The 9,146-nt window shown below is 49.5% G+C and carries 11 protein-coding genes and 1 pseudogene; 3 read left to right on the top strand and 9 right to left on the bottom strand.

The features are described 5' to 3' along the window. The 3 genes and pseudogenes from CIK89_RS13430 to CIK89_RS13425 form a co-directional block, all read left to right on the top strand. Positions 1-213, top strand: a pseudogene (locus tag CIK89_RS13430) (hypothetical protein); the annotation flags it as partial. Positions 214-267: 54 nt separating this feature from the next. Further along, on the top strand, positions 268-456 hold the full coding sequence (locus CIK89_RS02850; RefSeq protein WP_094389928.1) for a hypothetical protein: 189 nt from the start codon (positions 268-270) through the stop codon (positions 454-456). Next, entirely contained in the window at positions 453-551 is a 99-nt protein-coding gene (locus tag CIK89_RS13425) for a smalltalk protein (RefSeq protein ID WP_158214619.1), read from the top strand. The genes CIK89_RS02850 and CIK89_RS13425 overlap by 4 nt, the downstream gene beginning before the upstream one ends. 910 nt (positions 552-1,461) lie before the next feature. Here the strand turns inward: CIK89_RS13425 and CIK89_RS02845 are convergent. The 9 genes from CIK89_RS02845 to atpD all read right to left on the bottom strand — a co-directional run bounded on the left by CIK89_RS02845 (position 1,462) and on the right by atpD (position 8,788). Next, positions 1,462-2,430, bottom strand: coding sequence for a F0F1 ATP synthase subunit gamma (locus CIK89_RS02845; protein ID WP_094389927.1), 969 nt, complete (start codon positions 2,428-2,430; stop codon positions 1,462-1,464). Positions 2,431-2,436: 6 nt separating this feature from the next. Continuing rightward, complete coding sequence (gene atpA, locus CIK89_RS02840; protein ID WP_094389926.1) at positions 2,437-4,023, bottom strand: F0F1 ATP synthase subunit alpha; 1,587 nt, start codon at positions 4,021-4,023, stop codon at positions 2,437-2,439. 51 nt (positions 4,024-4,074) lie between these two features. Further along, on the bottom strand, positions 4,075-4,611 hold the full coding sequence (locus tag CIK89_RS02835) for a F0F1 ATP synthase subunit delta (RefSeq protein WP_094389925.1): 537 nt from the start codon (positions 4,609-4,611) through the stop codon (positions 4,075-4,077). A 23-nt stretch (positions 4,612-4,634) separates the two neighbouring features. Then, positions 4,635-5,144: a F0F1 ATP synthase subunit B gene (atpF, locus tag CIK89_RS02830; RefSeq protein ID WP_094389924.1), complete on the bottom strand. Its 510-nt coding sequence runs from the start codon at positions 5,142-5,144 to the stop codon at positions 4,635-4,637. A 22-nt stretch (positions 5,145-5,166) separates the two neighbouring features. Continuing rightward, positions 5,167-5,421 (bottom strand): ATP synthase F0 subunit C, encoded by a 255-nt coding sequence (gene atpE / locus CIK89_RS02825; protein ID WP_094389923.1) that lies wholly within the window; start codon positions 5,419-5,421, stop codon positions 5,167-5,169. 69 nt (positions 5,422-5,490) lie between these two features. Then, positions 5,491-6,552 (bottom strand): F0F1 ATP synthase subunit A, encoded by a 1,062-nt coding sequence (atpB, locus tag CIK89_RS02820; protein ID WP_094389933.1) that lies wholly within the window; start codon positions 6,550-6,552, stop codon positions 5,491-5,493. A 10-nt stretch (positions 6,553-6,562) separates the two neighbouring features. Then, the gene (locus tag CIK89_RS02815) at positions 6,563-6,994 is read right to left on the bottom strand and encodes a hypothetical protein (protein ID WP_144007235.1); all 432 of its coding nucleotides are present in this window, start codon (positions 6,992-6,994) and stop codon (positions 6,563-6,565) included. Between the two features lie 13 nt (positions 6,995-7,007). Further along, positions 7,008-7,256, bottom strand: a complete 249-nt coding sequence (gene atpC, locus CIK89_RS02810; protein ID WP_094389921.1) for an ATP synthase F1 subunit epsilon — start codon at positions 7,254-7,256, stop codon at positions 7,008-7,010. Positions 7,257-7,261: 5 nt separating this feature from the next. Further along, on the bottom strand, positions 7,262-8,788 hold the full coding sequence (gene atpD, locus CIK89_RS02805; RefSeq protein ID WP_094389920.1) for a F0F1 ATP synthase subunit beta: 1,527 nt from the start codon (positions 8,786-8,788) through the stop codon (positions 7,262-7,264). Between the last annotated feature and the right edge of the window lie 358 nt (positions 8,789-9,146).

Genomic DNA, 9,146 nt, shown 5'->3' with positions numbered 1-9,146 from the left:
ACGGTGACCGGTGCAGGTCGCTACCCTGCGGGTCAGTCGGTGGAGATTAGTGCCTCGCCTGCCGAAGGTTACCAGTTCAACCGATGGAGCGATGGCGACACCAATGCCTCACGCAGCATCACGCTCAGTTCAAACACCGCCCTCACTGCCTACTTCAAGTCGGATAGCGACACTGGTGAACAGGAACCCGGTGGTGGTGGACTGGAAGGTTGAACCACAGAGTCCTGCGGAACGTCCGCGGGACTCTTTAACCCTCACTTTTAGCGTATGAAACGAATACTCTCATTAGCCAGTTTCGTCTGTGCTATCCTCTTCGCTGCAGCTGGCATGATGATGCCTCCGCAAGGTGAGATTTCGGGATCCGTCCTCATCCTCGTTGCCCAGCTCTTGATACTGTGTGCCACCTTCCTCGGCATTAAAGACTATCACAACATCATCAACAGAAAACTATCATGACTCAAGATTCTAAAAACAAGTGGAGCGTCATCATCAACATTGCTTTGACCACCATCACCGCCGTTCTCTCGGCCCTTGGTTTCACCATTGGGTGACACTCCCTCTCGTAAACCCATGAACCGCCCCGTGTGGTTCGTGGGTGTTTTTTATCCACGGATCACACGGAGAACACGGAAATTTCGTTGAAGGCGATAGTACAAATAGAAAAGAGGCGGTATTCACATACGGCCTCTTTTATAAAAATAAACATAAATCACTGTACAATTGATTTTAACAATAATTACAATTATTTACGTTGCAAATATACGAATAATAACGATATGTTCCAAATTTTTTGAGCTTTATTTTTATAATGTCACATGACAGGTCAATGACACCATCCCCAAGCGTTACAGTTTGACAGTTGACAGTTTCCAAAAACGTTTTTGCGTTTCAAATAACAGATAACAGATAACAGTTTCCAAAAACGATTTTTTTTGTGTTACAAGCGTTACAGTTGACAGTTGACAGTTTTGGGAAATGGATTTTTTTTGGGGGGGGTTGCTTCGCAAGAAATCTTTGGGGGAAATCTTTTTTAAGATGTTGCTTCGCAAGAAATAATCTGTAATTCAGGGAGGCAGTAAACAAAATCTTTAACAAAAATCCCTAACCAAAATGCGCTCGAGTTCCTCGCTTTTGGGAAGAATTTTTATGGGGATCGCCTTACAGGCTCGAAATCTTAACGAAAATCTTTAGAATAATCTTTAACGAAAATCTTTCTCCGTGTTCTCCGTGTGGTCCGTGGATTTTTTTTGGGGTAGCCTGAAGGCTAGAAATCTTTGGAGGAAATCTTTAATAAAATATGGCCTATGGCCAGAAATAATAATCTTTAACTATAATCTCTAACCTATAACCTATAAACTTTAACCTTTAACCTTTAAACTATAAACTAAACACTCCGTGTGCGCATAAAAAATGGGTGTCCGACCAAGCGAACACCCATTTATCTCTAAAAACGATATAAAATCAACTGTTTATCGAACCACCTACAATGTCGAGCAACTCATTGGTAATGGCTTGCTGACGACTCTTGTTGTACTGCAGGTTCAGCTGACGCAATAGCTCATCGGCATTGTCGGTCGCTGTCTGCATGGCTACCATGCGCGCTGCATGCTCTGAGGCAATGCTGTCGAGCAGGGCTGTGTAGAGCATCAGATGTGCGAGCTTGGGGATGAGCAACGTGAGAACGCTCTTCATGTCGGGCTCGACGATGAAGTTGTCGTTCAGAGGTACTGCTTTCTCCTCGCGCTTCTGCTCGTTGCGGGCGTTGCGCTTGAGATAGTCCTGTGCCTCACGCGTGACAACAGTAGTGGTGAGGTCGCGCTCATGGTCACGCTGGAGCTCGCTCTCCAAATCGATGGGGAGGAAGGTCTTGGTGGTGAGCACCTGCGATCCTGCACTCTTGAAGTGGTGGTAGATCAAATCGACCTTGTCTATCTCACCGTGCATGAAACGGCCTCCGAGCTCGCGCGCCAATGCGATACACTGGGCAACATCGGGATGTTCCACCATGTCGGCATAGTCGGTATGGACCTTACACCCCATCTTGGCGGCTGCATCAGCCACTTTACGTCCGATGGGATAGATCTCAACCTGACCGGCGCCAAGTTGGGCAGAGAGGTCATCAACACGATGCTTGAGCAAACGGATGATATTGGCATTGAATCCGCCACAAAGCGATGAACTGCTGGAATAGACCACCAGTGCCACACGCTTCAAGGGACGCTCTTCGTTGAACACAGTCTGTGCCTCGGCCTCTGCCGCAAGAAACGACTTCAGGATATGCTCCAGCAAGGTCTCGTAGGGCAGCATGTTCTGGATGGCCACCTGGGCATGATGGAGCTTGGAAGAAGCTACCATCTTCATGGCACTCGTAATCTTACGGGTACTCTGGACACTTGCTATACGTCCCTTGATTTCTTTCAGACTCGGCATAGGCTATCAGGCTTTATAGGTTCCGGCGATGTCTGCCATGACTTGTTCGATACGCTGTGTGGTGGCGTCGTCGATCTTGCCACTGCCCAAGGTCTCGATGACTTCGGGAGCGGAGGTGCGCAGTTTGTCGAGGAAGGCATCCTGACACTCGCGTACTTTCTCGATGGGTACCTCGCGCATCAGTCCGTGTACGCCACAATAGAGGATTGCCACCTGCTCGCCTACGGGCATGGGGCTGTATTGTGGCTGGATGAGCAACTGGTTGTTTTTACGACCACGGTCGAGGGTCATGGCGGTCACGGCATCCATATCGCTGGAGAACTTAGAGAAGGACTCCAGTTCACGATACTGTGCCTGGTCGATCTTCAATGTTCCTGCCACCTTCTTCATCGACTTGATCTGTGCCGAACCACCCACACGGGATACGGAGATACCTACGTTGATGGCTGGACGGAATCCTTGGTTGAAGAGGTCGCTCTCCAGGAAGATCTGTCCGTCGGTGATGGAGATGACGTTGGTAGGAATATACGCTGACACGTCGCCTGCCTGGGTCTCGATGATAGGAAGTGCGGTGAGCGAACCACCACCGCGTACATGACCCTTCATGCATGCAGGCAGGTCGTTCATCTGTTCTGCCACCTCCTGCTGTTCGTTCATCTTTGCTGCGCGCTCCAACAAACGAGAGTGGAGGTAGAACACGTCACCAGGATAGGCTTCACGTCCTGACGGGCGGCGAAGGATGAGGGATACCTCACGATAGGCAACAGCCTGCTTGGAGAGGTCGTCGTAAACCACAAGGGCGGCATAACCGCGGTCGCGGAAGTACTCACCGATAGCAGCTCCTGCAAACGGAGCGTAATACTGCATGGCAGCAGGATCGGCTGCTGTGGCGGCTACTACGATGGTATAGGGCATGGCGCCGTGCTCTTTGAGCGACTGTACCAGTGTGGCTACGGTAGAGGCTTTCTGTCCGATTGCCACGTAAATACAATAGACGGGTTTGCCTGCTTCATAGAAACTCTTCTGGTTGATGATGGTATCTACGGCAATGGCGGTCTTTCCCGTCTGGCGGTCGCCGATGATGAGCTCACGCTGTCCGCGACCGATAGGAATCATGGAATCGACAGCCTTCAATCCGGTCTGGAGCGGTTCCTTTACCGGCTGACGGTAGATCACACCAGGAGCCTTACGGTCGAGCGGCATCTCAAATGCTCCTGTCAGGTCGATGTCTCCCTTTCCATCCACAGCCTGTCCGAGGGGGTTGATGACGCGTCCCAACATATTGTCGTTGACGCGGATAGAGGCGATGCGCTTGGTGCGCTTCACGACCTGTCCCTCTTTAATGCCTGCCGTTGGACCGAGAAGCACACAACCCACGTTGTCTTCCTCGAGGTTCATCACAATGGCCATAGTGCCATTCTCGAACTCGAGCAACTCGTTGGCTTCTGCATTGCGGAGTCCATAGATGCGTGCCACACCATCGCCGACGGTGAGGACGGTGCCCACTTCATCGAAACTGGCAGAGTCGTTGACGCCCTTGAGCTGTTCGAGCAGCACCTGCGAGACTTCGCTTGGTTTTATTTTGTCTGACATTTGTTTTTAATAATAATGCTTGATACAAGTGCCACGGGGGGACACTATTGCTTATTTACTTAACTGTGTGAGAATGGTGTTGAGCTTCGACTTCACGCTCGCATCCATGCGATAGGTGTCGTACTCAAGGATAAAGCCGCCGATGATATCGGGATTTACCTCTGTCTCAAACTCCACAGTGCCATTAGTCTTACTCTCTACCATCTGGCGCATCTTCTGCTCGGTCTGAGCGGACACACGCGCTGCGGTGGTGAGTTTTCCACGGATGATGTTCTTCTGCTTGCGGTAGAGCGTGATATATGAATTCGCAATGAACTGCATCACGTTCTCGCGGCCTTCTTTCAATACGAGATTGATGAAGTTTCGAGTGAGAACAGAAGGCTGCTCACCGGCGGCAACCGCCAGTATGCCCTCCTTCTTTTCTTTCGAAAGCATGGGATTTTCGACGGTCTGCCGCAGCTGATCTACCTCCAAGTAGCTCTTCGCCAAGGTCATCATGTCCTGATAGACCTTGTCTTCGAGACCTTCAGCGGTGGCTGCCTTCAACAGGGCCCGTGCATATCTGATCGATATTGCTCCAATATCCATACGCAATCATCAATTACTTATTGTCATTTAGCAGAAACTTCATCCAGCATACGGTCAATCAAATCCATCTGCGACTTGTCGTCTTTCAGATTCTCGCGAAGAACCTTTCCGGCAATATCGACACTCAAGGCTGCTACCTGACGACGAATGTCGGCGATTGCGGCATTCTTCTCCTGGGCAATGGCAGTCTTTGCCTCATCCAACAAGCGTGAACCTTCCTGACGGGCTTTTTCCTGGGCCTGCTCCACGATGGCGTCGCGGGTCTGGGCTGCCTCACGGAGTATCTGTGTCTGCTTCTCGCGAGCCTCCTGCAAGATGGATTCTCCTTCTTTCTCGATGTTGGCGAGTCGCTCCTGTGCCTCATGGGCCTTGCGGAGACTCTCGTCGATGAAGTTCTTACGCTCCTCTACCGATTTGGTGATGACGGGGAAACCGAACTTAGCGAGCAGAAGGAAGACCACCAAAAACGCGACGAGCATCCAGAAGAAGAGTCCGAAGTCGGGCGTCAGTATTGATGGTAAATTCATATCCATTTGCTTTGAAGTTTTTTATGGATTACATGAACACGCAAAGTGCGCAAACTACAACGGCAAACAGGGCAACACCCTCTACGAAGGCTGCTGTCAGAATCATGTTTGTACGGATAGTACCTGCTGCTTCGGGCTGACGGGCAATAGCATCCATAGCGCTTCCACCAATACGACCGATACCGAGACCGGCTCCAATAGCTGCAATACCTGCGCCGAGACCGGCACCAAACTTAGCGAGACCAGCACCTGCGGCTGCCTGTAAAATCAATGATAACATAATCTTAAATTTTTTAAATGGGTTATACTTATTTTTTTTTATTGTTTACTCTTTTTTCTTTAGAGAATGTGTTTATCCTTCATGGTGTTCGGGGTGAGCCAGTCCGATAAATACTGCACTCAACATGGTGAACACGTATGCCTGGATGAATGCCACAAGAAACTCAAGGCAGTTCATGAAGAGCATCATGACGAAGCTCAGCACGGTAAGTCCACTTCCCAAAACAGCATTGAGTGACCATCCGATGAAGATGATGGCTGTGAAGGAGAGGATAATGGCGTGGCCTGCCATCATGTTGGCAAACAAACGGATCATCAGCGCGAAGGGCTTGGTGAGAATGCCGAAGAGTTCGATGACTGGCATAATAGCCACGGGATAAGCCTTGAGGAATGCAGGCACGTCGGGCCAGAAGATTTCCTTCCAGTATTCCTTATTGCCAAACAGGTTGATTGCCAACATGGTGCACAGGGCAAGGAAGAAGGTGACGTTGATATTTCCCGTCACATTGGCGCCACCGGGGAATACCGGCAACAAGCCCAACAGGTTGGTGATCAGAATGAAGAAGAACGCTGTCAGCAGATATGGGGCATAGGGACGATAGTGCTTCTCGCCGATGGAGTCCTTGATGAGGTCGTCGTGGATGGTCATGACCAGCATTTCCATCATGCCGACAAAGCCTCTGGGGCTCTCACGCGTCACATCGTGCTTCTTGTACCAACGGGCGCAACTGAGGAAGATGGCGAGCATGACAAATACTACAATCCATATCTGAAGCACACTCTTGGTGATGCTCAAATCCCAAGGACGCACGCTACTACCGTCGGAAAGCCGCTCATAAATCTTACCGTTCTTCGCCTCGTTGAAATAGAAGCCTTGGTAATCGTGACCTTCTTCGGCAGCCTCTTCGATGCGAGAGGAACTGAAACAATGCCATGCTCCCGTTGCCTCACTTCTCACAATGACCGGCAGGGGAATGCTGACATGGGTCTTCCCGAATGTGGTAATGTGCCATTCGTAGGCGTCTGCCATGTGGCCCAACACGATTTCCTTCACGTCAACGCTATTAGACGCTGTCGCATTGACAGGGGACGAAAGCCCAAGTAACAGTAGAAGACTTACGAGTAAATATTTCATTTTCTTTATTTTATGCATTTCGATGAATCTTTTTCTCCACCCTCACAAAGTAAAGGGTATCGTAAATGAGCAGCACAAGGTAATAGACAAGGAAGAGGAAGACGAAGAAGCGAATCTGCATCTCGTCGTCGGCAAGAAACAGATAGATCAGCACGGTGGCAATGCCTGCTATCATACGCAAGCCAGATGCTGCAAGATAGAACGTCGGCAGACTGGCTGATGAACTGGATGCCACCGCACGCCAAGCCAAACCGTAGGTCAGGCTGGCGAACACTTGGAAACCTGCAGCAACGGCAAGGGGCACGCCTATCATCGAAAGGCTTCCCCATACACCGGCACTCAACAGGGCCAGAACAGTCATCACTGCGATGATTGTCAGGCTCTGAATGATATAGGTGACTGCAGCTTTACGCATCATGTGATTTTCTTGTACTTCCGTCATTGGTCTGTTTTCCTTATGCATTGAGTTCTACACAAAGTGCCACCTCATTCTTCTGCACTTCAACAAAACCGCCGGCAACAGCCAGTTGGCTTTTCACACCGTCTGACTTCGCATAGACTACGGTTCCTTCTGTCAGCGCAGAGATAATCGGGGCGTGGTTGGTCAGTATTTCAAACTGGCCCAAGACACCAGGAACGAGAACGCTCTGAACATCGCCCTCAAACTCGATTTTCTGGGGAGAAACTATTTTCAACTTCAACATACGAATTATCCTTTAGCAGCTTCCAACAGTTTTTTGGCCTTTGCCTTCGCATCTTCAATAGTTCCTACATTGAGGAAGGCCTGCTCTGGAAGATCGTCAACCTCACCGTCAAGAATGGCATTGAAACCCTTGATGGTCTCTTCGATGGGCACCATCACACCTGGCAGACCAGTGAACTGCTCGGCTACTGAGAATGGCTGAGAGAGGAAACGCTGCACGCGACGTGCGCGGTTTACGGTCTGCTTATCCTCGTCGGAGAGTTCGTCCATACCAAGGATGGCGATGATGTCTTGCAATTCTTTATAGCGCTGCAGGATCTCCTTCACGCGCTGGGCACACTCATAATGCTCTTTGCCCACAACGAGTGGGTCGAGGATTCGTGAGGTACTTCCCAGAGGATCTACGGCAGGATAGATACCAAGTTCGGCAATCTTACGGTCAAGCACGGTTGTGGCGTCAAGGTGGGTAAACGTAGTTGCTGGAGCAGGGTCGGTCAAGTCGTCGGCAGGCACGTAAACAGCCTGTACGGAAGTGATAGAACCTTTCTTGGTAGAGGTGATGCGCTCCTGCATGGATCCCATTTCAGAGGCAAGCGTAGGCTGATAACCTACGGCTGAAGGCATACGGCCCAACAGGGCAGACACCTCGGAACCAGCCTGAGTGAAACGGAAGATATTGTCGATAAAGAACAAAATATCGCTTGCACCGCCATCCTTACTGCCGCCATCGCGGAAGCCTTCTGCAACGGTCAGACCAGAAAGGGCTACGGATGCACGGGCACCCGGTGGTTCGTTCATCTGACCATACACAAGGGTGGCCTGACTCTTTTTCAGTTCTTCAGGGTCAACCAGCGAGAGATCCCATTTGCCTTCGTCCATGGCCTTGCGGAACTTGTCGCCGTAACGGATAACGCCAGACTCAATCATCTCGCGGATCAGGTCGTTACCCTCACGGGTACGCTCTCCTACTCCGGCGAATACAGAGAATCCGTTGTGCCCCTTGGCGATATTGTTGATGAGCTCCATGATCAGCACGGTCTTACCTACACCAGCACCACCGAAAAGTCCAATTTTACCACCTTTAAGGTAGGGTTCCAACAGGTCGATGACCTTGATACCCGTGGCAAGTATCTCCTTGGTGGTAGAAAGTTCTTCAAACTTAGGAGCCTCACGGTGAATGGGGTAAGCACCCTCCATCGCGAGCTGTTTCATACCATCAATCGGCTGGCCGATAACATTGAGCATTCGGCCTTTGATCTGTTCGCCCGAAGGCATCAAAATAGGAGAACCCATCGGTACGGCTTCCAGTCCACGCTGTAAACCGTCGGTATTGTCCATGGCAACACAGCGCACGGTATCCTCACCGATGTGCTGCTGTACCTCAACCACAAGTTGCGTACCATCCTGACGCTTAATGGTCAGCGCTTCATGAATACGGGGAAGCACTTTCTCTGCGTCTTGGCCTTCGGTATTGAAATAGACGTCAATTACCGGGCCGATGATCTGCGAAATGTGTCCATTAATCTGTGACATAAGCAGTATTTTTATATTTTAGTTAACTTTATTTGCTTAGATATTTTGAACGCAAAATTACTAAGTTTTTTAATAAAAAAGAAAAAATTCACAAACTTTAATGCAACTATTTGTTTATTGCAACACCTTTGCAACACCTTTGCAGCAACATTGAACAATCACCACCCGTCACAGACGACAAAAGTACACATAAAATAGCCCTTAAAATAGCCCTTGGAAAACTAAAGTACATCATCCAGTTTACTTTTTACCTTATATTTAATAAGGTATGGTATAAGGGAATGGACATATTACAAAATTATTGCACATATTTTTTGTGAATGTGCAAAAAAAGCATTACCTTTGCACAAAATTTCGT

It is taken from the genome of Prevotella sp. P4-119, from assembly GCF_002251345.1.
Taxonomy (GTDB): domain Bacteria; phylum Bacteroidota; class Bacteroidia; order Bacteroidales; family Bacteroidaceae; genus Prevotella.
The sequence above is the reverse complement of the archived record's forward strand: the minus strand, read 5'-3'. Positions and strand labels throughout refer to the sequence as shown.

Excerpts from the sequence above, each read along its gene's own strand:
- atpB (WP_094389933.1), bottom strand. The coding sequence starts at position 6,552 with ATGAAATATTTACTCGTAAGTCTTCTACTGTTACTTGGGCTTTCGTCC.
- atpC (WP_094389921.1), bottom strand. The coding sequence starts at position 7,256 with ATGTTGAAGTTGAAAATAGTTTCTCCCCAGAAAATCGAGTTTGAGGGC.
- CIK89_RS02835 (WP_094389925.1), bottom strand. The coding sequence starts at position 4,611 with ATGGATATTGGAGCAATATCGATCAGATATGCACGGGCCCTGTTGAAG.
- atpD (WP_094389920.1), bottom strand. The coding sequence starts at position 8,788 with ATGTCACAGATTAATGGACACATTTCGCAGATCATCGGCCCGGTAATT.
- CIK89_RS02815 (WP_144007235.1), bottom strand. The coding sequence starts at position 6,994 with ATGACGGAAGTACAAGAAAATCACATGATGCGTAAAGCTGCAGTCACC.
- CIK89_RS13425 (WP_158214619.1), top strand. The coding sequence starts at position 453 with ATGACTCAAGATTCTAAAAACAAGTGGAGCGTCATCATCAACATTGCT.
- CIK89_RS02850 (WP_094389928.1), top strand. The coding sequence starts at position 268 with ATGAAACGAATACTCTCATTAGCCAGTTTCGTCTGTGCTATCCTCTTC.
- CIK89_RS02845 (WP_094389927.1), bottom strand. The coding sequence starts at position 2,430 with ATGCCGAGTCTGAAAGAAATCAAGGGACGTATAGCAAGTGTCCAGAGT.
- atpA (WP_094389926.1), bottom strand. The coding sequence starts at position 4,023 with ATGTCAGACAAAATAAAACCAAGCGAAGTCTCGCAGGTGCTGCTCGAA.
- atpF (WP_094389924.1), bottom strand. The coding sequence starts at position 5,144 with ATGGATATGAATTTACCATCAATACTGACGCCCGACTTCGGACTCTTC.